The organism is Occallatibacter riparius (assembly GCF_025264625.1).
GTDB classification, from domain to species: domain Bacteria; phylum Acidobacteriota; class Terriglobia; order Terriglobales; family Acidobacteriaceae; genus Telmatobacter; species Telmatobacter riparius.
In genome coordinates this window covers 2,253,112-2,275,562 of sequence record NZ_CP093313.1, presented here as the reverse complement: position 1 = coordinate 2,275,562, position 22,451 = coordinate 2,253,112, and the positions used below count along the sequence as shown (strand labels likewise).

Sequence of the window (22,451 nt, the reverse complement as noted above, 5' to 3'; positions counted from 1 at the left end):
TCAGTTGCTCCCCGACTTTGCGGATCGGCGTTGCCGATCCTTCGCATCTACTTGCTGCGGCACTCAAAGAAATGAAATCCCCAGGCGGCGAGTTCCACATACAGCCCTTTCGAGCCCATTTCGCTCCCCGCTCGCGTGTACTCTACCCCGTTGATTCGGTCCTTCAAGCTCCATGTGCCGCCTTTGATCTCCGGCACCCGCACATGGGCCTGCGATAACTCCCCGCTAAGGTTCACGACAATCAGCGCGCGCTGGTCGCCGAGTGTCCACGTCCACGCGACCACATTCTGATAAGTGCTGTTGTCCGGCCAACCGCTCCGCTCGCACAGTTCCCACTTGCCGCTGCGGAACAGCTCCCGATTGATTGCGGGCAACAGCCGCACGTAAAAGGCGCGCAGATCTTCATCGGCGGCCTCATCCGGGCGCCTTCCCAGAAACACTGGCGGACGCACCCTCCGCCCCTCGAACTCCCCTTCGTGGAACATCCTGATCCCAGGCAGCGTCCCCACCGTGATCGCGGCGGCACGCTGCTTCGCGCCGGGGAATGCCGCCGCCGCGCGCGGCTCATCGTGATTTTCGATGAACCTCAGCAGCTTCTCCTGGTACCCCAGATCGGCGCACAGGTGTAGCCGCACGCTCTCCGCGTTGCTGTGTTCCAGGCGGTCGTAAAGCTTCTTGTCGTAGCAGAAGTCGAATCCCTGCTGCTGCAGGTCCCACTCCAGATCCCAGTACGCTTCGCCAATGAACAGGAATCCGGGCGAGCGTGCCTTCACCGCGGAAATCACCTCACACCAATATTCGGTCGACGGCAGGAAGCCCGCGCGCCCGCCCCACGTCTTCTGGAAGATCCGCGTCATGGGCAGCATCGCCATGTCGCAGCGAACTCCATCCGCCTGATCGGATATCGAATGCAGCGTCTCAATCACCGCCGCGCGCAGGCCTTCATGGAAAGCATTCAACTGCAGCACATCGGGCCACGCCGGAAAATTCGGATCTCGTCCTCGCGCAAATACCTTCCCATTCGCGACCAGAAACGACTGAGGGTCATCAAGTGCATCCTGCGTAGTTCCACGAACGAAGTGCTCGAGATGCGACTCCACCCACGGATGGTCCGGGGCCACGTGATTCGGCACGAAATCGAGAATCAGCTTCATGCCCCGCGCTGCAAGTTCTGCCCGCGCCGCGGCAAGCCCGTCTCTGCCTCCCAGATGCGAATCCACCTCATAGTTCCGTATGCAATAAGGCGACCCGACGTTATCGCTAGTTTCGAAATCCGGCAGCGCCCGCCGGAAATCCTTGAGAAGTCCCTCATTCTGATTCGCGATTGCGATGCCCGCCGGGCTGCGCTCCCACACACCCATCAGCCACACCGCGTCGAACGCGTATGCCGCAACAGCATCCCACTCCGCGGCAGGCACAGACCCGAGGTCCACCGCGCGCCCGTACTTACGCGCCAAGTCTGCCAGCCAGATCCATGTATCGATTTCATAGAGGGTCGGATAGGTAGACCAGGCGGTCGTTGCAGACACCTCTCCGGCCCGCTCTAGAGACGCGACAGCCATATCGAGCTCTCCTTGCACCATTCAGACAGCGGCGTTCTCACTGCCCCGCTTCGCAAGTCCCCAGGTGCGGTTCTGAGGTTTTTGGCCGAAAATCTCTCCGCGCGTTCGGAGTTTACGAAGCACTCGTAGAGGCCGACACTGGAAAGTCTTACAGTCCCGGCTCGGCGTGTATTGAACGAGGTCGCGCTTCTTCTTCGTCAGGCTGACTGCACATTCTGTCAGATGTCCCAGCCCTATCCTCATGTTTTACTCGCGCAGATGGTTACAGCGACATCTTGCGACGGGTGAAGGGCTTATCCTTCTCCTCCTTGCCAAACCGAGGAATTACAGGGCCCCAGCCTATGACTCGACGCACCCGGAGAGTGCGGACCAAATGAGACACCTCGCCAATCTCTCGCTCATGCGATTGCTGTCCTGGTTGGTGTTGCCCATCTCGCTCTCCCGACCGGCACGGGGACAGGATCTGGCTCCCCGCGCTTATCTCATCACCCCGATCAGAAGCAACGCCATCACCCTGACCTACGGCTTTTCGAACGGCAACATGAACCTTGACGGTTCCGTCCCCGTGACCGATGCCACGGTGAGCTTACACACACCGGTCGTCAGCTATGTCCGCTCGTTGAGTTTTTTTGGACGCTCGGCAAACGTGCTCGGTGCCCTGCCCTACGGCGTCGGCGACTTCAGCGGCAACGTCCTGGGTAGCCAGACTGCCACACATCGCTCCGGTCTGCTTCCGGCCACCTTCCGCTTCTCCGTCAATCTGATGGGCGGCCCCTCGATGGACGTCCGCCAGTTCGTCAAGTGGCAGCAAAAGCTCCTCATCGGCGCCAGCATCAAGGTGCTGCCACCAACCGGCCAGTACGACCCTGAAAAGCTCATCAACCTGGGAATCAACCGCTGGGCACTCAAACCCGAGGTCGGCCTCTCCCGCCGCTGGAATCACTGGCTCCTAGACACCTACGGCGGGGTCTGGTTCTACACCGAAAACCCAGAGTTCTTCTCGCACAACGCCATCACCAGCGGGGTCCACCGCCAGACCCAGAGCCCCATGGGCTCCTTCGAAGGCCATTTCAGCTATGATGTGCGGCCGCGTCTCTGGGCCTCGCTTGACGGAAACTTCTGGTTCGGCGGCGCCAGCGCCATTGACGGCAAGACGAACTCCCTGACCACCAACCGCAACTCCCGCGTCGGGGGCACCGTTTCATTTCCGGTCACGAAGCGTCAGTCCATCAAGTTCAGCTACAGCGACGGTGCCTACATCCGCTACGGCGGCAACTACAAAAACGTCTCTGCAGGCTGGCAGTACTCCTGGATAACCAAACGATAAACGCCGCCAGATTCCGAACAGCGCTATCTGCCCCATACAATGCTAAGTAGACTCGGGGAGAGCAGCCTTACAGATCGCGGCAATCAGCTGGATCCGCAATCGCCCCCCGTCATTGAAGGGCCTGTAGCTCAACGGTTAGAGCAGGGGACTCATAATCCCTTGGTTGGGGGTTCAAATCCCTCCGGGCCCACCAGCACCTGCGGTGCGGCAACCGCTCGGCACCTGCGGTGCGGCCGCCGCTCACTGTCGCTCGCACTGAGGTCCGCGTTGCCACGGACTTCCGCTTCTCGCCCCTGTGCCACAATACGATTAGCCTGATGAGCACGCGACTCGACACAATCCTCGCCGCCACCCGCCGCACCGTTGCGGCTGCACGCGAGCTTGTGCCCGTCACAGATCTCGAAAGACGCGCTGAGGCTCATCGCCCCCGTGGATGGGCCGCGGCTCTTCGCAGCCAGTCAGCACATGGCCCTGCTGTCATCGCAGAAATCAAGAAGGCGTCGCCCTCCAAGGGCCTCATTCGCGCGGACTTCGATCCCGAATGGATCGCCCGCCGCTACAAGGCGGGGGGCGCGACATGCCTTTCCGTCCTCACCGACGAGCCCTTCTTTCAGGGCAGCCTGCGCAACCTGGAACTCGCCTCCGCGGCTGTCTCGCTCCCCTGCCTTCGCAAAGACTTCATGATCGACGACTACCAGATCGTCGAAGCCCGCGCGCACCGCGCCGACGCCATCCTGCTCATTGCCGCCGCCCTCACCAACGAGGAGATGAAGCGTTTCGCTGCTCGCGCACATGCGATTTCGCTCGACGTCCTCGTCGAAGTACACACAGGCGACGAACTGGACCGCGTCCTGGACGCTCTCGGCGAAACCGGCGCGGAGGCCATCGGCGTGAACAACCGCGACCTCAAGACCTTCGACGTCAGCTTGGAGCGGTCGCTCGAACTCGCCGACCGAATCCCGTCCACCGTTGTGCGGGTGGCCGAAAGTGGCATCACCTCCGCGGATGATATCGGCCGTCTTCGGGCCGCTGGATTCGACGCCTTCCTCATTGGCGAAAGCCTGATGCGCCAACACGACCCAGGGGTCGCCCTCAAAGATCTCCTCGCCGTGAGCCCGGTCGCCCGATGAGCCTCTGGGTCAAAATCTGCGGCAACACCTCGCTTGAAGACGCGCAACTCGCGGTCGACTCCGGCGCGGATGCCCTCGGCTTCGTCTTCGCCGCCAGTCCGCGCCGCGTCAACGCTGAGCAGGTCGCAGCCATCACTGCGCAGCTCCCCGCATCTGTTGAAAAGATTGGCGTCTTCGTCGATACCCCGTTCGATGAGATCGTTTCCATCGTCCGCACCTGCGGCCTCACCGGCGTGCAGATTCATTCCGCTCTCGCTACAGACGGGCCCGCCCGGTTGCGTGCCGAGTTCGGCCCCGGGCTGCGCATTCTGCGCGTGGTGCACTTCGGGCCCGGCGCGATGCAGTACGCGGAGGCATACCTGGCCGATCCGAACGTCGATGGTCTGCTGGTCGACTCACGGACCGCCACCGCTGTTGGAGGCACGGGCATCGCGTTCGACTGGGCTCACGCCGCCGAGACGCTGTTTCAGAACCCAAACGGCGGGAAGGTCCTGGTCGCTGCCGGAGGCCTCAGCCCCGACAACGTCGCCGAAGCCATCGCCACTCTTCGCCCGTGGGGTGTGGATGTTGTCTCCGGCGTGGAAGCTGCGCCTGGGCGGAAAGATGCGGGCAAGGTCCGCGCCTTCATTGCCAATGCGCGAAGTGCCGGTTGACCCGCCGAGAAGCAGGGTTAACCAACACGTAGATCTAGCGCACCCGGTGGCGTGAGGCTCATCTTTACGGAAGCCCGGATTTTCTGAATTCGGACTGAAGAAATCCGATATCGATTTATCAATCATTTAGCGGGTTGCAGGGTGGGGGGTGGGGGTAGTTGAAGCTCCTGAGGATGATCGGGGAGGGGGGATTACTTCGAAGGTAAACTCCCAAGTGCTTTATTTCGGATCTGATCCGTGTTCGGATTCTCCCGACCGCAGATCATCTGAGAAACACTGCCGCAGAAGTAAGAGTAGACGGCCAAGGAAGCAAAGTCGGTGATGGGAGTCACGCTCGAGCTGGTGTTTATTTCAGCCAGTGGCGCGGGTCTTGGCGGCGTCCTTGCACCCGGGAGTGGGTCCGATGTAACTCGAATCCAATTCCACACGTATGAATCTCTGAAGGGGAATCTTCCGCTCCCGGACGCGACTTCCCTTCCCGAGGTCCCGAATATGGCAACCTTCCTTCCCCCCATCGAACAACCAAAAGGCTTGACGATGAAGCTGGTCTACGCCGGCACGCGCCGTCAGTTCGGTAAGGTCCTGACTCCGCTCAAGGTCTTCGCCGCGCGTCTGCCGATCGCCTTCGGCGCCTTCTACGGGAAGATCAGCAAGCTCGACAAGAAGCTTACTTTACCGGCCGAAACCCAGATGCTCGTCCGCGAGCAGGTCGCCCACATGAACGTCTGCGAGTTCTGCATCGACATCGGCCGCGCCTTCGCTATCAAGGCATCCATGAATGAGGCCAAGTTCGATGCGCTAGCCGATTACCGCACCAGTCCGCTCTTCACCGCCGCCGACCGTGCCGCCCTCGACTACGTGACGGAGCTAACCCGCGACAAGCAGGTGAATCCTGCGACCTTTGCCCGCCTCGCCCAGCACTTTACCGAGCGCCAGATCTGCGAGATCGTGTGGCTCGTCGCCAGCGAGCACGTCTACAACATCACCAATATCGGACTCAACATCCACTCCGACATGCTCTGCGACATCACAAAGAAGAAGAATGCAACCGCCTAAGCCCGGGTGCCGCTACATCCTGACCGGAACTCCCGGCTGCGGCAAAACCGCGCTCATTCGGCAACTAGAGGTCCACGGTTTCAGCGTTGTCGAAGAAGCCGCGACGGACGTGATCGCGGCGTCCCACGCCAATAGCATAGAGGAACCGTGGCGGAACCCGCAGTTCATCGAAACCATCACCGAACTGCAGCGAACGCGCCAGCTCGATGCCTCGCTTCTGCCCGGTGAAGTTCAATTTCACGATCGATCGGTGGTCTGTACGGCGGCTCTCGCGACCTACCTCGGTTACCCCATTCCGCCGGTGCTCGCCGCCGAACTCGACCGGATTGTCAGCGAGGCGGTGTTCGAACGCAGCGTCTTCTTCCTCCGCAATCTCGGCTTCATTGCGCCCACGGCGGCCCGCCGCATCAGCTTCGAAGAGTCCCTCCGTTTCGAGCGGATCCACGAGGAGACGTACCGCAGCTTCGGATTCGAGCTGCACTTTATTGATGCCGCCCCAATCCCAGATCGCATCGCAGCCATCCGCGCGCAGATTCGTGCTCTGAATTAAGCCCCTGTAGACTGGAGATTGACCCCTTCGGTCATTCGCGCAGGAGGCCTCATCATGTCATCCGTCATTCTTCCCTCAGCACCCTCGGAGTCGCGCCCCGGCCGCTTCGGCATCTATGGTGGCCGCTACGTGCCTGAGACCCTGATGGCAGCCCTGCAGGAGCTGGAGCGCGAGTACGAAATCGCAAAGGCCGACGCCGATTTCCAGCAGGAACTCGCCGACCTGCTCCGCGACTTCGCCGGCCGCCCAACGCCGCTCTACTTTGCCAAGCGCCTGACGGAAGACCTTGGCGGCGCCAAAATCTACCTCAAGCGCGAGGACCTCCTCCACACCGGCGCGCACAAGATCAACAACGCCCTCGGGCAGGGGCTGCTCGCGAAACGTATGGGCAAGAAGCGCATCATCGCGGAAACCGGCGCGGGCCAGCACGGTGTCGCCACGGCCACGGTCTGCGCGCTTCTTGGTTTGGAATGCGTCATCTACATGGGCGAAGTCGACATGGCCCGCCAGGAGCTCAACGTGCTCCGGATGCGCCTGCTCGGCGCGGAAGTTAGGGGCGTTTCGTCAGGATCGAAGACCCTCAAGGACGCCATCAGCGAGGCCATGAGGGACTGGGTCACGAACGTCCGGACTACGTACTATATCCTCGGCAGCGCCCTCGGCGCGCACCCCTATCCAACCATCGTCCGCGACTTCCAGCGCTGTATCAGCCTCGAAATGAAGGAGCAGATCCTGGAGCGTGAAGGCCGCCTGCCGGACGCCGTCGTAGCCTGCGTGGGCGGCGGATCGAACGCTATCGGAGCGTTCTACGAATTCATCCCGGATCGCGATGTTCGCCTGATCGGAGTCGAGGCCGGCGGCCGCGGCACCGCGCTGGGCGAGCACGCCGCGCGCTTCTCGGGCGGAGTACCCGGCGTCCTGCAGGGGACCTTCAGCTATGTTCTCCAAGACGACAATGGCCAGATCGCGCTGACCCACTCCGTATCGGCAGGTCTTGACTACGCCTCGGTCGGACCTGAGCACGCCATGCTCCACGACACGGGCCGCGCCGAGTACACCTCATGCGACGACGCGCGGGCGCTCGAAGCCGTCGTCAAGCTCGCCCGGACAGAGGGGATTCTTCCTGCGCTCGAGTCCGCGCACGCGGTGGCTGAGGCGCTTCGGCTAGCTCCCACAATGAATCCCCATGACATACTGGTAGTGAACCTCTCCGGTCGCGGCGACAAGGACATGGGCATCATCGCCCAGGAGCTGAAGCTGGAGGGAGCGACATCCCTCAGGGGCTAAAGCCCCGACAGTTTTTCGCTTGGACAACGGCGCGGCTAAAGCCGTGCCCTTTCAAAACAGGACAGCGGCACGGCGAACAGTTGTGCCCCTTTTAGACAGGGAAAGATGCCTATTCGTTTCGATCAGAAGCCGGGTCTCGTCGTGTACATCACGGCCGGCGACCCCAGTCTCGACGCCTCACGCGCCATCGCCATTGAAGCGATCGACGCCGGCGCGGACGTGATCGAACTCGGCATCCCTTTCTCCGATCCTCTAGGCGACGGCCCCATTATCCAGCGCGCCAGCGAGCGCGCCCTCTCGCGCGGCGTCAAGCTCGCAGACGTCCTCGAAGTCGCCCGAGCGATCCGCGCCGCACGCCCTCAAGCCGGTCTCATCCTCTTCACGTATCTGAATCCGATCCTGCGTTATGGACTCGCCCGCTTTGCCGATGACGCGAAAGCCGCGGGCGCGGACGGCGTACTGGTGATCGATATGGTCGTCGAAGAATCTGCCGAGTACCTGCGGGAAATGGATCGCACCGGCCTCGCGCCCGTTTTTCTCGCCGCGCCAACCAGTTCCGACGAGCGCCTCGAAGCCATCGCCGGGCACTCGCGCGGCTTCGTTTATGCGATCTCACGCACCGGCATCACTGGCAAGCAGCAGTCCATGACCGCCGATGCCTCCGCGCTGGTCGACCGTATCCATCGATGGAGCAAGCTGCCGGTGGCTGTCGGCTTCGGCATCTCCAACGCGGACCACGTCGCACAGGTCGCGGAGTTTGCTGAGGCAGCGGTGATCGGCAGCGCGATCGTGGAGCTCATTGAGCGATCCACGCCGGAAACAGCGCCCGGCGCAGTGGCCCGATTTATCAAGGGCCTGCGCCAAAGCAGCACGGCGCTGGCCCGGTGAGAGAAGCCACAGGCCAGTAGCCTGTAGCTCGCAGCCTGTAGCGACCCCGCGCCTGTTCGCTCCGCGGAGCATCAGCTACAGGCTGCCGGCTACAAGGTCGAGGCTCGTCCCACGCTCAAGGCTCACGCAGAGGATTCCGAAGATGACGCTGGAAGAACTACGGGAACGCATCGATATTCTTGACCGCCAGTTGGTCGATTTACTCAATGAGCGCGCCAGCGCGGCGCAGATGGTAGGCCATCTCAAGGCCGCCACCTCGCTGCCGGTCTACGAGCCGAATCGCGAAAAGTTGGTCTACGCCAATGTTCGCGCGGCCAACCGGGGACCACTCCCTGATATCGAGTTGACCCACATCTACGAGCGCATCATCGACGTCATGCGGGCCTTGCAGCGGAACGAACTGGCTTCAGAACGACACGCCCAGGAAATGGCGAAACTCGCCGCAGGGCAAACAGGTGCACAAGCACCGGAGACAGAAAAGCAATGATCGTCGCCATGCAGGAGAAAGCCACCGAAGAGCAGATCGACGCCGTAATCGCCGCGCTCGTCGAATCCGGAGTTGAAGTTCACCGCACCACCGGCGAGATGCAGACCATTCTCGCCGCTGTGGGCCGCACCTCGTCGCTTGAGCTAGCCAAGTTCGAAATTATGCCTGGAGTCAGTCACGTTCACCGCATCAGCTCGCCCTACAAGCTAGCCGGCCGCAGCTTCCGCCCTGAGGGCACCGTCATCGAGTTCCGCAACGGCGTCAAGGTGGGCAACCGGCGTGTCGTCGCCATGGCCGGGCCTTGTTCGATTGAGAACCGCGACCAGATCTTCGAGACGGCGCGCCGGGTCAAGGGCGCAGGCGGTACGTTCCTGCGTGGCGGAGCCTTCAAGCCCCGCTCCTCGCCATACGCCTTTCAGGGCATGGGCATTCCGGGCCTGGAGCTGATGCGCGAAGCCGCCGAGGCGCACGGCCTCCTCGTCGTTAGCGAAGTGATGGAGATCGCGCAGATCGAGCCCATGCTGCCTTACGTCGACCTCTTTCAGGTAGGCGCACGCAACATGCAGAACTTCAATCTGCTGCGCGATCTCGGGCAGATCCGCAAACCCATCCTGCTGAAGCGCGGCATTGCCGCCACGATTGAGGAGCTACTGCTCTCGAGCGAATACATCCTGTCGGGCGGCAACTACGAAGTAATCCTCTGCGAGCGCGGTATTCGCACCTACGAAACTGCCACGCGCAACACGATGGACATCTCCGCGATTCCCATTGTGAAGAAGCTCTCGCACCTGCCTATCATTGGCGACCCTTCGCACGGAACCGGCCGCCGCGATCTCGTTGCTCCGCTGGCCCGCGCAGCAGTGGCGGCAGGCGCCGATGGGATCATCGTCGAAGTGCACCCCAACGCTGATAAGGCCGCCAGCGACGCCGCGCAGACGCTTTACTGCGACCAGTTCGACACGCTCATGGGCGAGTTGCGGCTTATCGCGACCGCCGTCGGGCGCAGCTTCTAAGCAAGCTACTTCACCAGGAACCCGCCCTTCGCTCAACACGAAGGGTGGGAGCCGTTCCAGGCCGCCAGCCCGCTATTTCCACTCTGAGACTTTCCGCTTGGACTGCGCGTATACTCAGTAATCCAAGTTGGTCCGGGCCCACCAAAAAACTAGATCGGCGCGCGTACGACCAGCCGGACGAGGTCGGCGACAACTACAAACAGTCCCCCACACGATTACAGCGGGTAGAGCCTATGACCACGCCGCCGGTTGCGGAGCTGTCTGATACCTCAGGTCGGAGCGGAGCCGGGGTGCGCTATGCGTGCCTTGCGATTCTTGCCATCCTCATCAGCTTGCTCAGCGGCGCACCGGGTTTTGCGCAGAAGACCGCGAAGAACATACTTGTCATCTTCAGCTCGGCAAATCAAACCAGTGACCTCGGCCAGATTGAACACGCCATGCAGGCGCACTATGCGGGCCAGGTAAACGTCTACGTCTCCTATATCTACGGCAATTTCGAACAGGCATGGGCGGGGGCATCTTACCTGGATAGCCTTGCGGAGACGCTTCGCCGCGGCTACAGCAAGGTCAAGCTCGACCTCATCATCGTGGCGTCTCCTGATGCTCTCGATTTCGCCACCCGATACCGCGACAAGATCTTTCCCGGCCTGCCCGTGGTTTTCTACGGTCTCAGCAAAGACGAGCTGGCAGAGATCCATCTGCTGCCGGGAATGGTGGGCAGAACGGAATCAGCGGACATTCAGTCCACCGTCGATCTGGCCCTTCGCCTCCATCCCGACACGCGCACCATCGCTGTCATCGATACGACAACGAAACTCTGGTGGGCGCTCGCGCATGCCGAGATTCTTCGTCACCAGGACCAGGTGAAAGAGATCGACCTGGTCGGGACTCCCAGCGCGGAGATGCTCCGGAGCATCGACTCCCTGCCTCCTCACACCGTGGTTCTCTTCCAGATGGCCCCTGAAGGTGGGGTCGAAAGACCTGTGGACGCGAACGACGTCCTTGCGGAAGCCACCAAGCGGTTCCCCACGTATTCGGCGTTCCACACGCTTTGTCTCGATCGCGGCTGCGTGGGCGGAGTCTATGCTGACTGGAACGCGAACATGGCATGGGCAGGCGAAGCCGCGGCGCGCATCCTTTCCGGAAAGCAATCCGAGACCGCTGCCCCGGTCATCGAGGACTCCGGCCGTCAAGTCATGGTCGATTGGCGTCAGCTACAGCGCTGGCACATCTCGGGGTCGGCTCTGCCGCCTGGAAGTCTGGTTCTCTATCGGCCGCCGCCGCTGTGGGCGGTCTATCGGAAGTACATTCTCGCGGCATTGGCCGTGATCGTTATTCAGGCCTTTCTCATCGCTGGGCTGCTTTGGCAGCGCCGGCGCAAGCGCCGGGCTGAAGCCATTTTGCGCGAGAGCGAAGAACTTTTCCGTATGCTGGCGGAGACTACTCCGGCGCTCATCTGGATGTGCGGCCCCGATGGCACTACCACTTATCTGAACAGCCGGCGTCTCGAGTACACCGGTGGCGACACCACCGCAGGCTTCGGCGATACGTGGATGGAATACGTCCATCCTGACGACCGGGCACGGGTGCAGCTTGACTACACCAATTCGCTGAGAGATCACGCGCCCTACTCCTGCGAGTACCGCCTGCGCCGCAGCGATGGAGTCTACCGCTGGGTGTTCAATCTCGCCACGCCGCGCTTCGATGGTGAGGGATCGTTTGCCGGGTTCATCGGCTCGGTCGTGGATATTACGGATCAGAAGCTCGCGCAGCAAGCCCTGCGCGATCTCAGCGGGCGTCTCATTGGAGCGCAGGAAGACGAGCGCCGCCGTATCGCCCGCGAGCTTCATGACGACATCTGCCAGCGACTCGCAGTTCTGTCGGTCCGCCTCGAGCAAGTGAACCGTAACGGATCGAAAGACAGTCTGCACGACATTCGGGAATACTGCGTGGAGATTGCTGCCGATGTGCAGGGCCTCTCGCACCAGCTTCACTCGTCGAAGCTCGACCACCTGGGCCTCGCAGCCGCTCTCAAAGGATTTTGCGGCGAGTTCTCGAAGCAGTACAGTGTCCACATCGATTTCAAAGAAGAGGGCGTGCCCAGAACTTTGCCGCAGGACGTGTCAATCACCCTCTTCCGGATCACCCAGGAAGCTTTGCGCAATGCCGTCAAATACAGCCAGAGCGCGAACTTCGCGGTCGCGCTGAGCGGGACGGCGGGGGAAATCCTTCTCGAGGTTCAGGACTGGGGCGTTGGATTCGATCTCGAGGCGGTGATGCGAAGCGGCGGGCTGGGACTTCTGAGCATGCAGGAACGAGCGCACCTGGTGCGCGGCAGCCTGTCGGTCGAGTCGCAGCCAGGAGCCGGGACGAGAGTCCTGGCCATCGTTCCGCTTACTACGAATCGGTTCCCCGAAACCGGCACAGAAGATAATCCCGTTGCGACTGCGGCCGGCTAGTCTGATGGCTATCCTGATGGGAAAAGGGCTCCGGCTGTTTACTACGAGGTAACATTGTCGATTGCAGATCCGAAAAAATGGCTCAACGGCATATGAATTTTTGTATCAGCATAACTCATTGTTGAAATGAAAGTTAGATAGAGACGTTGATCTAAAAAGCGAATATATGGAGAAGTAAAAACAGGGGGAGGGGTAGCTAATTTTCTAGTAAACAGGCGCTGATTTTTGTTCAAGAAACGGCGCCGGAAGACACTCCAACCGTCTGCAAGCAGAGTAGATCGTTCCGATATGCGGGTCTGTGATCGCGGTCACGGTTGCAGTTGCCAGTTTTCGGTTGTGAGTACGTGCAGAGGGGGGCCGGTTCGCGGGGTTCCGCCGGGATATGAGGTGCGCGCGAGTGGTGTGGCGCTGGAACCCCGGACAGGTCCTCGCACCACTCGGACCTGGCCGGGGCTATTCTCGTGTCGCCCCTACCGGGGCGCCATGGCGGCGTCGCTCGTACTCTCTGCTGATTGAGGCGGTTTACTGCTCCTCGCGCTGGACCTTCGTATCGGGCTTGTCCGGCTTGGCGTCGGGTTTGGCGTCGGACTTCGCTGGAGTATCGGCCGGCTTCGCTTCAGCCTTTGGATCGGCTGATTTCGGCTCGGCTGATTTCGGCTCGACAACGGCGGCCGCCGGCACGGGGAGGGGGCCGATCGGGGTTACCGGCAGGCTGAGCGTCTGCACAATCTCCGGATCGTCGCGGAGCTTGAGATAGAGCGTCCCGTTCACCGGATGGGGCACGGTCAACTGAGCGCCGGTGAAGCCGGTGGGAACCTCGGTGGCATTGCTGAAGTCCTGGGTGGCGGCGATGGAGTCGACCAGGAACAGGTTTGATCCGCTCAGAGTGCAGGGCTTCGCGGTGGAATGCGGGCAGCGCAGGTCTCTGAACGTGGGAACGCGGACGATGGTGCCGAGGTGCATCCAGCCGCCGGGAACGCCGTCAGCAGAGACTGCCCGGGCGCTGATGGGCCCAAAGGCCGATGCGCCGAATTTGGCCATCGGTTCCACGGTGCCGATCGCAGTGCGGGCGTCTTCCAGCATCAGGGATCCGTCGGCCAGTGAGAGCGTGGTCGAGAAGCTGCCATCGTCGGCCGCGACTTCGACCTTCTGATTGCGAGGGAATTTCTGCGGAACCTCCGATTTTAGGAAGAAGACAACCTTGCCGCTTAGGGGCAGATCGTCGGGGCTGCCCATGTGGACAGGTGAGGGGGTGGTGCTGTCGGCGTCCTGCGCGCCTTTGCTCATCAACGAGACCTGCGGCCGCGGCAAATCGACGTGCACAGGCACTTTTAGCTCGCGGCCATCGCGCAGCGAAACCTTGGCACTGAGCCGGGTGCCGGGGTCGAGTTCTGATGTGGACGCGGCGGTCTTGAGCGTAAGCTGGTCGAAGTCCTGCACGCGCGAGAGCTTGTCGGGCGACCAGTCGATCTTGCCGAAGGAAGCCTTTGCCACTTCATCGAGCCGCGTGCCTTTGAGCGTCGCGGTCTGATCACCCACGTTGAGGCTGATGCTGTCGAGCGACGCGGCTTCGGCGTAGGCATTGAGGCTGATGACGTCCGGCTTCTCTACCCCGTACTGATGGATGCGGATGGAGATGGGGCCGGGGGTGGCGTCCTTCATCGGGACGTCGACCTGCATGGTCTCGGGCTTGGGCGACTTCCAGGTCAGCGGAAGGGGTTTATCACCCGCCAGCTCGATCTTGGAGACGCAGAGATTGCTGTCGCCATGGATGTGCAACGTGTCGTCGCGGCCCACGATGAGGGCGGACTGATCATCCGAAGCGACGGTCCACTTGCCTGGCGCGGCGGAGAGCATTTTGTAGCGAGGGCCTTCGAAGTCGTCGAACCCCCACTTGCCCAGTACCGTAGCCGTGAGCTCGCCGCCAGGCAGCTTGGGCAGATCGGACGAGGGAACCACGCCGCCACGCGCAGGATCAGCCATGGCTGGAATGTCGATGGAGAAGTTGCTGGGGCCCTCAATGCGGAGCTTGAGCTCACGGGCGATTGCGGTGCCAAAGATCAGCGGGGCGTTATCGGCTGAGAACACGAGCTCGGGCTTTTGCGCACAGAGAGTCTCGTTGGGATTCAGCGGGTGCAGTGGCGGCGCCTTGGAGGGGCCGACGGGCGGAAGCGCGACCACGACAACCGACTTGGGATCGCGGAACGAGGGGGGCTCGTTGAGACGGAGGTTAAGCGTGTCCTTTGTCGGCAACGCCAGCGCGGGGATGTACTGGAAGCGCGCGGTGTGCAGCGACGAGAGGATCTTGGCCATATCGACGATTGCGCCGATGTAGGGGCTGTACATGCCACCCCCGCCAAGATGCGAGTAGCTGATCTGGTTCATCAGGTCAGCGGTGGAACCGTTGGCGATCTGCCCGACAAGGTTCTGGGCGTTGGCGTCGTCGAGCACCATGCCCTCGGTATGCTGCGACAGGCAGGAAGCCTGCTGCTCCACCGGCCGGTCGAAGCACTGCTGCTGGATGCGAATGCCGAGGGAGCGTGCGGAGAGTTCGGCGCGCTCCTTGTAAGCCTTGGGGTCGGCCTGGTTTCCGGTCTTGACCTCGTTGATGTAGTCGTCGAGGCGCATGCGCTCCCAGCTTGCGGCCTGAAGATCCTGGGCGGCGCGGACAAAAGCGCCGGGGCGGTCGTGGACGGCGCGGCGCAAGGTGGCGAAGTCACCACCGGTTTCGGGCGCCAGAAAGACGAGGGCCTGCTGGGCCTCTTTGGGCACGGTGACGAAGACGCCTTCTTCACGGGCAGCGCGGGTCCATGTCTCCACGCGCGTGAACCAGTCGTTCGGCGGCGGGTTCGTGGCCCCCCGAAGGAAGGCCACAACCAGAACAAAATGAGCGGACTGGCTCTCCGGCAGGTCGGGGTGTATCCAGAGGCGGTCGCCGGGCATAAGGTTGGCGGTCTGGCCAACGGGCAGTGTGATGTCGCCACGCTTTACGTGGACATCCACTTTAGGTCCGGCAAGGTCGAACGCAGGGCCATCGGCATGAAGCAGGGCAGAGAAGGACACCAGGGCCGCGAGAAGCAGCGGCAAAGTACGACGCATGACCTTATTTTACGGGGACCGGCAAGCTGAGCCAAACCGCGCGAGGCGGTTCCGTGCGCGGAATAGGGTGTAAATTGCAAAATATCGATAATTTTCTGGATGACCGAGGCCGAAATTATCATATACACTACCGTGAGGTTAGTATCCAGTCGATTAAGTAGAACCAATTCTGTTGGTCAGTTGTTTTTTTCAAAACCATCACACATTTGGATATTTGGGCTCGGGAAGGAGTTCCGGGCATTTCCCTAGATAGCGACACTGGGAGTGCGGTGAACGCGCATTCAATACGTGCACGACTCGACCCCCCGAGCGTTGCCTATTTTGCGCCAAGAGTCCAGGCCGCCCGGCTTGGAGGCGCGGCCGTAGATTCAGGTAGTCGGAGTTGCGGTATACGGAGAAGGAAAGTATGAAATCAGCGAGAGTGGCGCAAGCCGGCGTAGATGTAAGCAGTCTTAGTATTCCTGATGCAGAAGAAATTATTGAAGAGGCCTTGAACGAGCTGTCTTACTCGCAGGATCCGGGCCTTGTGCGCGCGCTTCGCTTTCTGGCGCCTCCGGGATACCAGGCGATCGTGGAGTTATGTAGCGAGAATGGGCGGAGCAAGCGCCGCAACGCCACCGCGGAGACGTGGTCGCCGGAAGAGGATGAGGTCCGCATCTATTTTGAGCGGATTGGCGGAGAAGAGGCGGCTCCGCGCACGGTGCGTACAGCGGCCCGGCCAGCGGCGGCCGAGCATGATGCCGATGAGGATGAGGTTGCAGAGCCAATGGTGCCCGCAGATCTGGATGCACGCGTTCGGGAACTATGCAATGCCCTGGCTGAGGCCGAGCGCGGCGGACACGCCTTCATCGCTCTGAAGTGGTTCCGCGACTCGTTTTTGCCGCGCAAATCGTACCGCTGGAACCAGAATCCGGAGTCGCGGCAGGCGATCCTGGCAGAGGCGATTCAGCGGGGCGTCGTGCTGACCAGCAAGATTGCCAATCCCAAGACGCCGGCGTATCCCACGACGACGATTCGGTTGAACCGCGCCGAAGCGGGCATTCCCGAAGAGGCGCAGCGCTTCCATCCCGTGGCGGTTCACGGGGAGACACTCACCGCCGTTCTTGAAGAGGAGCGGGGGGTTCTGTGAGCTGCTATTTCCTGGAAGCCACGGCTTTCGCCAAGCTCTTTGTGCGGGAGCCGGGCACGGACGCGCTCATCCGGCTGATGGAGAGCGTGGAGGACAATCGCAAGCTGATTGCCGCTTCGACGCCGCTGGAGGTGTACGCGGCGATCCGGAAGCGGGAGCGCGCCGGCGGAATCAGCCACGAGGACGCCTCGGCGGCGCTGGAGATTCTTAGGCTTGAGGCTGCGCGAACGGTGCAGGAGCCGCTGAATCCGGCGGTGCTGGAGTGCGCGCGGCAACTGCTGGATAGGCGCGTGCTGCGCTGGCCCGATGCGCTGCAGTTGAGCGCTGCCCTGGTGGCGCGGGACATGTTCCAGGGGACGGATGTCATTTTTGTGTCGGCATCGAAGACGCTGCTGGAAGCGGCCAAGGCTGAGGGGCTGCAGGTTGTGAACCGTACGCTGGAGCCTGAGCCGGCCAAGGAAGCTGAGACGGTTTAGAGGCGATTAGCGATGATGATGCCGAGTAGCCGCTAGGCGGCTTTGACACGTTCCACAGCCAACCTGAAACCCATCGCCCTGAGGATTGCCGAGAGGCTCTTTAGCTCTGGATTGCCTTCGCTCGAGAGGGTGCGATAAAGCTGTGTGGGGTTTAGGTCGGCTTTCTCGGCGATTGTTTGGACGCCTCCGAAGGCCTTGGCTAACTGACGAAGCGCAATGAGGAGCTCGGCCTGGTCGCCGTCCGCAAGGATGGCGTTCAGAAAATCGACGGCGTACTGAGGGTCATCGCGGAATGTTTCGGCCATGGCGTCGTCGTGGGCTATATCTCTCATGATGCGGACCTCCGTTGCCAATCCTGCCAGTATGCGCAAGCGCGTGCGATATCAACGCTCTGGCTGCCTTTGTCGCCGCCACAAAGGAGAAGCACTATCTGCTGCCCATGAGCGCATAGTAGACCCTGTATCCAGGCCCGAGGTCGACGCGCAGCTCCCAAACTCCATCCTGGCAGAACTTGTGATCGCCGAAATTACCGTTCTCGATGCGGTTCAGACGACGGTCGATGGCTACTCGGGCAGCCCTGTCACGGAGTCCTGACAGCCAGCGCGATACGATGTCCTTGCCGTCCGCCGTGATGTAGTTTCGGAGCTCGTACTTTGTCATGGTCGTCTAAAAACGAAAAAACTTCAAGGCGAATCAGGAGCCGCTGCGGAACTTGTTGGCTTGTTCGAACTCCTGGCGGAGGGCGGGTTCGCGGAGGTTCTCGCGAAGGTAGGTGAGGCGCTGCTCAAGGGCGAGCAGCGCTTTTTCTATTGCGGCGGTGTTGGTCGCGGCGATGTCACGCCACATGGAGAACGGGCTGGCGCCGAGGCGGGTCATCTCGCGGAGGGCGCGGCCGCCTACGTCTTTAAGCTCGGGGGCGTCACCGACTTCCTCTTCAAGCAGGGCGCTGAGGGCGGTTGCGGTGAACTGCGGAAGATGGCTGACCCAGGCGACCATTTCGTCGTGGCGGGCGGGATCGATGTCGATGGTGCGCGAGCCCATCTGCACGATGAGTTCGCGCCAGGCCTGGACGAGGGCCGCGCCGGTTGCGGAGCGCTGTGCGGAAGGATCGTCGGTGAAGAGCCAGACGGCGTTGCGGAACAGGTTAGCGTCGCCGAGTTCAGCGCCACCGCGCTCTTTTCCGGCCATGGGGTGACCGGGAAGGAAAGCGGCGCGGTCCGGCTTGTTGTAGAGGCGTGCGGCGGCGGCGGTGATCTGGCCCTTGGTGCTGCCTACGTCGGTAAGGAGCTGGCTGGGGGTGAGGATGGTGGAGAGCTGCTCCATGAGATCGAGGGTGGCGTAAATGGGGACTGCCAGCAGCGTGATGTCGGCCTGGCGCGCGGCTTCGATGGCGTCAAGGGCGATGGAATCGATGGCGCGCATCGCGAGGGCTTGCTCGGCGCCGGCTTTGCTGCGGTTCCAGCCGCTGATGGAGCCGGAGAAGCCGGAGGCGCGGAGGGCGAGGCCGACAGACGTGCCGAGCAGGCCGGTGCCCAGGATGGCGATGCGCTGGATCATGGTTCAAGTCTATGCTGCTCGAGCGCAGATAGCTGCTGGAGCGCAGGTAGCGGTGGCAGCGGGGTTGGCTGTGGATGAATGGCAAAGGCTCCCGCTGACGCGAGAGCCTTGCTGAGAAGCCAGTAACGGTTTTGCGATTAGTTGAAGTAGGCGCGGTTCTTTTCGGCGAAGTGAGCCTTGTCGGCGGGCAGCTCGGACTCGGCGAAGATGGCGCCCGGTTCGCAGACGGCGGCGCAGTTGCCGCAGTCGATGCACTCGTCGGGATTGATGTAGACCTGCGACACGGTTCCCGCCTTTGGGTCGCCCTGCATGGGGGCGATCGCCGCGGTGGCACACTGCTCCACGCAGACAAAGTCTTTCTTGCACACATCTGTAATGACGTAAGCCATAAAGCCGGAATCTCCTCGCTACCAGACTAAGGAGCCGTGCGCGGTGGGGGCCGTGACTCCAATCACAGGCGCTTTACGGCTGCCCGAAACGGGACGCCAGTCCCCGAACCATCATCCAAGCAAGCGACTGGAAAGCGGCCGAGGGGGCATATGCACTTGCTCACGAATTACTTCGGCGATCTAACGCTCGCGCGGCTGCTTGTGCAGCGCGGTATGGCGGCAATTTACCTGGTCGCGTTCCTCACGGTGCTGAACCAGTTCAAGCCGCTGCTGGGGGAGCGCGGGCTGCTGCCGGTGCCGGAATTCCTGCGGCGTGTTTCGTTCCGCGAGGCTCCGAGCTTGTTTCACTGGCGCTACTCGGATGGGCTGGCGGATGCGGTGGCGTGGAGCGGGGTTGTCCTCTCCGTGCTGGCGCTGGCGGGGATTACCGACGCGGGGCCGATCTGGGTTTCAGTGAGCGCGTGGCTGGTGCTCTATGCGCTGTACTTATCGATTGTGAACGTCGGGCAGACGTTCTTTGGGTTTGGGTGGGAGTCGATGCTGCTGGAGGCGGGCTTCTTCACTGCTTTTCTTGGGCCGGCGCATGTGCGGCCTTCGGTGATTCCGATCCTGATTCTGCGGTGGATGCTGTTCCGCACGGAGATGGGGGCCGGGCTGATCAAGCTGCGGCATGACCAGTGCTGGCGCGACCTGACCTGCATGTACTACCACTATGAGACGCAGCCGCTGCCCAACGCGTTGAGTTGGTATTTCCACTGGATTCCAAAGCCGGTTCATCGCTTCTCGGCGGGCTACAGCCACTTCGTGCAGGTGGTTGCGCCGTTCTTCCTTTTTGCGCCGCAGCCGGTAGCGTTTATCGCCGGAGTGATTTTGGTTTCGCAGCAGCTGATCCTGATCATCAGTGGTAACTATTCATGGCTGAACTGGCTCACGGTGGTGCTGGGCTTCTCGGCGTTTGATGGGCATCTGCTGCGCTATGCGGGCTCTGGCTTCGGGGCGAGACCGTTGGCATGGGACGTGGTGCTGTGGGCGTTGGCACTGGCGACGACGGCGATGTCGATTCAGCCGACGCTCAACCTGATCTCGAAAGACCAGATGATGAACTACAGCTACAACCGGTTCCACCTGGTGGGCGCATATGGGGCGTTCGGCAATGTGTCGAAAGAGCGCTATGAGGTGGTGATTGAAGGCACGGCCGATGCGGTGCTGACGGCGGCGACGGAGTGGAAGGAGTACGAGTTCAAGGGCAAGCCGGGCGATGTGCGGCGCACGCCGCCGCAGGTTGCGCCGTATCATCTGCGATTGGACTGGATGGTTTGGTTCCTGCCGTTTGGCGTGGCGGTTACGTCGCATGGCATACACGTTTACGGGCACAAACTGTGGTTCTTCCGGTTCATCAAGCGGCTGCTGACGAACGATGCGACGATTCTCAGGCTGTTACGTAGGAATCCATTTCCGGATGCGCCGCCGGCGTATGTGCGGGCACAGTTCTATCAGTACTCGTATACGACGGCCGCGGAGAGGAAGGTGAATGGGGCATGGTGGTCGCGGCGGTTGCTGGGGTCGTATCTGGCGGCGGTGGGTTTGGAGACGCTGAGAGAAGTTTAGGTGGTGAGGTCGTCAGGTAATCAGGTGGTCGGCTCTTCCTTGATTTGTAAGATAAGGCAGCTGAAGGGTTTCTCGTTGGGAACGTGGAACTGGACGGGGATGCCGCCGGCTATGTGGATGACGTCGCCGGGACGGAGTTCCTGGGTGGATCCGCCCAGGATGGCGGTGCCGGTGGTTTGGCCGGGAGCGGTTTTGCGGGGCCTTTCGATGAGGCCGCCGGTGACGATGGTGGCGCGGCCTTCGAGGACGTGGATCATTTGCGCGACGCCGTCGAGCATCTCAGCGGAGCTGTTGCGAAGGCGGACGACTAGCGTCGCCTGGTGGCCGGGATAGTCGCGGATGGTGTCGGAGGCCCAGCCTTCGCCGGCGCGGGCCATCTTGCGGAGATACGCGCAGCGTTCGAGGAGGATGGGGGCGGTCCAATGCTGAACCTTTGCGAGCTCCGATTCTGAGCGGCGCGGCGGGGCCGGATCAGGGCTGCCGTGGATGAGCCGCGCGAGGAGCTGTTCGGGCTGCATCTTTTCCATGTGGCTATCGTATATCTGCGCCGGTTTGAGTCGTCAGTCTCGATAGTCAGTGAATCTCGGCGCTCGGGAGACAACTCTGTGGAGAGGGGCGGGCTTTTGTGGTCTCCCACCCTTCGCGCGATACTACCGCACGAAGGATGGGGCACCCGGCCATCTCGGCCAGCCCTCATTGGCGGGGGCTAAAGCCCAAGACCAACCAGAGCCTTGCGGCATGACTGAAGTCATGCCCTGATACAAACCCGTTCCCCAAAAACCTTTCCCGCAAGCCGGGAGACCGGCGCTACGAGGTGCATTGGAGGCCGGTTTCGATGCCGGCGGGGGTGGCGAGGCCCCAGGCCATGGCGGGGGTGTTGTGGGCGAAGCCGAAGCGGCCGTCGGGTCCGAGGAGGATGATGCCGCCATGGCCGCCAAGCCTGCGAAAGAGGTAGGAGATTGCTTCACGGGCGGCGAGTTCGGGGGCTTCGCCGGCGGCGACGCGGTCGGTGGCCCACTTGCCAAGGACCAACTTCATGATGGGTTCGCCCCAGCCGGTGAGGGAGACGGCGGCCGACATATTGTCGGCATAGCAGCCGCAGCCGATGAGGGAGGAGTCGCCTACGCGGCCTGGCGCTTTGTTGAGGGTTCCGCCGGTGGAGGTGCCGGCGGCGAGGTTTCCGGTTACATCGAGGGCGACGGCGCCGACCGTGTCATGACTGTCGAGAGGGGGTACCACGGCGGTCTCCGGGCTCTTGTCGTCGGCGTGGCCGGAGAAGGTTTCGTCGGCCAGGCCCGCAGCGGCGCGCTGCTGGGCCCCGCGGAGGCGCTCGCGTTCACGGTCGAGGACAAGCTCCGCGTTGTCAATGAGTTCCATGCCGTGCTGCTGGGCGAATGCTTCGGCGCCGGAGCCGACGAAGTAGACGTGAGGGCTCTCTTCAAGGACTAGGCGGGCGGCCTGGATGGGGTTGCGGAGGCGCTCGACGCAGGCGACTCCGCCGGCTTTCATGCGGCCGCCATCCATGAGGAGAGCGTCGAGCTGCACGCCGCCGTCGGAGGTGAGAAAGCTGCCCCGGCCGGCGTCGAAGGTGGGGTCGTCTTCAAGGACGGTGACGGCGGCGACGACGGCTTCCATGGCGGGGCCGCCGCCCTGGAGAACCTTCCATCCCTCTTCAAGGGCGCGGCGGACGCCGGCCTGGTGGGCGGCCGCATCGGCGTCCGGAATGGCCCAGGCGCCGCCGTGGACGAGCAGCACTGGGGATCGCTTTTCGTTCGGCATAA

General features: G+C 62.1%; 21 protein-coding genes and 1 tRNA gene. 14 read left to right on the top strand and 8 right to left on the bottom strand.

Features of this window, described 5'->3' with window-relative positions; translation table 11 throughout:
* Window positions 1-47: 47 nt before the first annotated feature.
* On the bottom strand, window positions 48-1,562 hold the full coding sequence (locus tag MOP44_RS09035) for an alpha-amylase family glycosyl hydrolase (protein WP_260795712.1): 1,515 nt from the start codon (window positions 1,560-1,562) through the stop codon (window positions 48-50).
* Between the two features lie 373 nt (window positions 1,563-1,935).
* On the opposite strand from MOP44_RS09035, the gene MOP44_RS09030 reads away from it, so the two are divergent.
* The 11 genes from MOP44_RS09030 (at window position 1,936) to MOP44_RS08980 (ending at window position 12,412) form a co-directional block, all read left to right on the top strand.
* Entirely contained in the window at window positions 1,936-2,889 is a 954-nt protein-coding gene (locus MOP44_RS09030) for a transporter (protein ID WP_260795711.1), read from the top strand.
* Between the two features lie 117 nt (window positions 2,890-3,006).
* Window positions 3,007-3,082, top strand: a tRNA-Ile gene (locus tag MOP44_RS09025).
* 124 nt (window positions 3,083-3,206) lie between these two features.
* Window positions 3,207-4,019, top strand: a complete 813-nt coding sequence (gene trpC / locus MOP44_RS09020) for an indole-3-glycerol phosphate synthase TrpC (RefSeq protein WP_260795710.1) — start codon at window positions 3,207-3,209, stop codon at window positions 4,017-4,019.
* Entirely contained in the window at window positions 4,016-4,672 is a 657-nt protein-coding gene (locus MOP44_RS09015) for a phosphoribosylanthranilate isomerase (RefSeq protein ID WP_260795709.1), read from the top strand. Before trpC ends, MOP44_RS09015 begins: the two co-directional genes overlap by 4 nt.
* A 492-nt stretch (window positions 4,673-5,164) precedes the next feature.
* On the top strand, window positions 5,165-5,728 hold the full coding sequence (locus tag MOP44_RS09010; protein ID WP_260795708.1) for a carboxymuconolactone decarboxylase family protein: 564 nt from the start codon (window positions 5,165-5,167) through the stop codon (window positions 5,726-5,728).
* On the top strand, window positions 5,715-6,278 hold the full coding sequence (locus tag MOP44_RS09005) for an ATP/GTP-binding protein (protein ID WP_260795707.1): 564 nt from the start codon (window positions 5,715-5,717) through the stop codon (window positions 6,276-6,278). Before MOP44_RS09010 ends, MOP44_RS09005 begins: the two co-directional genes overlap by 14 nt.
* Window positions 6,279-6,332: 54 nt before the next feature.
* On the top strand, window positions 6,333-7,565 hold the full coding sequence (gene trpB, locus MOP44_RS09000; protein WP_260795706.1) for a tryptophan synthase subunit beta: 1,233 nt from the start codon (window positions 6,333-6,335) through the stop codon (window positions 7,563-7,565).
* 105 nt (window positions 7,566-7,670) lie between these two features.
* Window positions 7,671-8,453: a tryptophan synthase subunit alpha gene (trpA, locus tag MOP44_RS08995; RefSeq protein WP_260795705.1), complete on the top strand. Its 783-nt coding sequence runs from the start codon at window positions 7,671-7,673 to the stop codon at window positions 8,451-8,453.
* Window positions 8,454-8,595: 142 nt separating this feature from the next.
* Complete coding sequence (locus MOP44_RS08990) at window positions 8,596-8,940, top strand: chorismate mutase (RefSeq protein ID WP_260795704.1); 345 nt, start codon at window positions 8,596-8,598, stop codon at window positions 8,938-8,940.
* Window positions 8,937-9,953: a 3-deoxy-7-phosphoheptulonate synthase gene (gene aroF / locus MOP44_RS08985; protein WP_260795703.1), complete on the top strand. Its 1,017-nt coding sequence runs from the start codon at window positions 8,937-8,939 to the stop codon at window positions 9,951-9,953. The genes MOP44_RS08990 and aroF overlap by 4 nt, the downstream gene beginning before the upstream one ends.
* Before the next feature lie 290 nt (window positions 9,954-10,243).
* On the top strand, window positions 10,244-12,412 hold the full coding sequence (locus MOP44_RS08980) for a sensor histidine kinase (RefSeq protein WP_260795702.1): 2,169 nt from the start codon (window positions 10,244-10,246) through the stop codon (window positions 12,410-12,412).
* Window positions 12,413-12,934: 522 nt separating this feature from the next.
* Here the strand turns inward: MOP44_RS08980 and MOP44_RS08975 are convergent.
* A complete protein-coding gene (locus MOP44_RS08975; protein ID WP_260795701.1) occupies window positions 12,935-15,511 on the bottom strand; it encodes a hypothetical protein in 2,577 nt (858 codons plus the stop codon).
* A 406-nt stretch (window positions 15,512-15,917) separates the two neighbouring features.
* On the opposite strand from MOP44_RS08975, the gene MOP44_RS08970 reads away from it, so the two are divergent.
* The gene (locus MOP44_RS08970) at window positions 15,918-16,640 is read left to right on the top strand and encodes a hypothetical protein (RefSeq protein WP_260795700.1); all 723 of its coding nucleotides are present in this window, start codon (window positions 15,918-15,920) and stop codon (window positions 16,638-16,640) included.
* Window positions 16,637-17,116, top strand: coding sequence for a type II toxin-antitoxin system VapC family toxin (locus MOP44_RS08965; RefSeq protein ID WP_260795699.1), 480 nt, complete (start codon window positions 16,637-16,639; stop codon window positions 17,114-17,116). Before MOP44_RS08970 ends, MOP44_RS08965 begins: the two co-directional genes overlap by 4 nt.
* Before the next feature lie 32 nt (window positions 17,117-17,148).
* Here the strand turns inward: MOP44_RS08965 and MOP44_RS08960 are convergent, their stop codons facing one another.
* The 4 genes from MOP44_RS08960 to MOP44_RS08945 form a co-directional block, all read right to left on the bottom strand.
* Complete coding sequence (locus tag MOP44_RS08960; RefSeq protein WP_260795698.1) at window positions 17,149-17,448, bottom strand: helix-turn-helix domain-containing transcriptional regulator; 300 nt, start codon at window positions 17,446-17,448, stop codon at window positions 17,149-17,151.
* Window positions 17,449-17,542: 94 nt separating this feature from the next.
* Window positions 17,543-17,776, bottom strand: a complete 234-nt coding sequence (locus MOP44_RS08955; RefSeq protein WP_260795697.1) for a type II toxin-antitoxin system RelE/ParE family toxin — start codon at window positions 17,774-17,776, stop codon at window positions 17,543-17,545.
* Between the two features lie 33 nt (window positions 17,777-17,809).
* Complete coding sequence (locus MOP44_RS08950; protein WP_260795696.1) at window positions 17,810-18,673, bottom strand: prephenate dehydrogenase; 864 nt, start codon at window positions 18,671-18,673, stop codon at window positions 17,810-17,812.
* Between the two features lie 137 nt (window positions 18,674-18,810).
* Entirely contained in the window at window positions 18,811-19,062 is a 252-nt protein-coding gene (locus MOP44_RS08945) for a 4Fe-4S dicluster domain-containing protein (protein ID WP_260795695.1), read from the bottom strand.
* Between the two features lie 150 nt (window positions 19,063-19,212).
* Between MOP44_RS08945 and MOP44_RS08940 the strand changes: the two genes are divergently transcribed.
* Window positions 19,213-20,670 (top strand): lipase maturation factor family protein, encoded by a 1,458-nt coding sequence (locus MOP44_RS08940; protein WP_260795694.1) that lies wholly within the window; start codon window positions 19,213-19,215, stop codon window positions 20,668-20,670.
* Between the two features lie 20 nt (window positions 20,671-20,690).
* Here the strand turns inward: MOP44_RS08940 and MOP44_RS08935 are convergent, their stop codons facing one another.
* Both MOP44_RS08935 and MOP44_RS08930 read right to left on the bottom strand, forming a co-directional pair.
* Window positions 20,691-21,197, bottom strand: a complete 507-nt coding sequence (locus MOP44_RS08935; RefSeq protein WP_260795693.1) for a cupin domain-containing protein — start codon at window positions 21,195-21,197, stop codon at window positions 20,691-20,693.
* 280 nt (window positions 21,198-21,477) lie between these two features.
* Window positions 21,478-22,449: an isoaspartyl peptidase/L-asparaginase gene (locus tag MOP44_RS08930; protein WP_260795692.1), complete on the bottom strand. Its 972-nt coding sequence runs from the start codon at window positions 22,447-22,449 to the stop codon at window positions 21,478-21,480.
* Between the last annotated feature and the right edge of the window lie 2 nt (window positions 22,450-22,451).

What these genes read in the sequence shown, in the direction of transcription:
- MOP44_RS09035 (WP_260795712.1), bottom strand. Translation starts at nt 1,562, where the DNA reads ATGGCTGTCGCGTCTCTAGAGCGGGCCGGAGAGGTGTCTGCAACGACC.
- MOP44_RS09030 (WP_260795711.1), top strand. Translation starts at nt 1,936, where the DNA reads ATGAGACACCTCGCCAATCTCTCGCTCATGCGATTGCTGTCCTGGTTG.
- trpC (WP_260795710.1), top strand. Translation starts at nt 3,207, where the DNA reads ATGAGCACGCGACTCGACACAATCCTCGCCGCCACCCGCCGCACCGTT.
- MOP44_RS09015 (WP_260795709.1), top strand. Translation starts at nt 4,016, where the DNA reads ATGAGCCTCTGGGTCAAAATCTGCGGCAACACCTCGCTTGAAGACGCG.
- MOP44_RS09010 (WP_260795708.1), top strand. Translation starts at nt 5,165, where the DNA reads ATGGCAACCTTCCTTCCCCCCATCGAACAACCAAAAGGCTTGACGATG.
- MOP44_RS09005 (WP_260795707.1), top strand. Translation starts at nt 5,715, where the DNA reads ATGCAACCGCCTAAGCCCGGGTGCCGCTACATCCTGACCGGAACTCCC.
- trpB (WP_260795706.1), top strand. Translation starts at nt 6,333, where the DNA reads ATGTCATCCGTCATTCTTCCCTCAGCACCCTCGGAGTCGCGCCCCGGC.
- trpA (WP_260795705.1), top strand. Translation starts at nt 7,671, where the DNA reads ATGCCTATTCGTTTCGATCAGAAGCCGGGTCTCGTCGTGTACATCACG.
- MOP44_RS08990 (WP_260795704.1), top strand. Translation starts at nt 8,596, where the DNA reads ATGACGCTGGAAGAACTACGGGAACGCATCGATATTCTTGACCGCCAG.
- aroF (WP_260795703.1), top strand. Translation starts at nt 8,937, where the DNA reads ATGATCGTCGCCATGCAGGAGAAAGCCACCGAAGAGCAGATCGACGCC.
- MOP44_RS08975 (WP_260795701.1), bottom strand. Translation starts at nt 15,511, where the DNA reads ATGCGTCGTACTTTGCCGCTGCTTCTCGCGGCCCTGGTGTCCTTCTCT.
- MOP44_RS08970 (WP_260795700.1), top strand. Translation starts at nt 15,918, where the DNA reads ATGAAATCAGCGAGAGTGGCGCAAGCCGGCGTAGATGTAAGCAGTCTT.
- MOP44_RS08960 (WP_260795698.1), bottom strand. Translation starts at nt 17,448, where the DNA reads ATGAGAGATATAGCCCACGACGACGCCATGGCCGAAACATTCCGCGAT.
- MOP44_RS08955 (WP_260795697.1), bottom strand. Translation starts at nt 17,776, where the DNA reads ATGACAAAGTACGAGCTCCGAAACTACATCACGGCGGACGGCAAGGAC.
- MOP44_RS08950 (WP_260795696.1), bottom strand. Translation starts at nt 18,673, where the DNA reads ATGATCCAGCGCATCGCCATCCTGGGCACCGGCCTGCTCGGCACGTCT.
- MOP44_RS08945 (WP_260795695.1), bottom strand. Translation starts at nt 19,062, where the DNA reads ATGGCTTACGTCATTACAGATGTGTGCAAGAAAGACTTTGTCTGCGTG.
- MOP44_RS08940 (WP_260795694.1), top strand. Translation starts at nt 19,213, where the DNA reads ATGCACTTGCTCACGAATTACTTCGGCGATCTAACGCTCGCGCGGCTG.
- MOP44_RS08935 (WP_260795693.1), bottom strand. Translation starts at nt 21,197, where the DNA reads ATGGAAAAGATGCAGCCCGAACAGCTCCTCGCGCGGCTCATCCACGGC.
- MOP44_RS08930 (WP_260795692.1), bottom strand. Translation starts at nt 22,449, where the DNA reads ATGCCGAACGAAAAGCGATCCCCAGTGCTGCTCGTCCACGGCGGCGCC.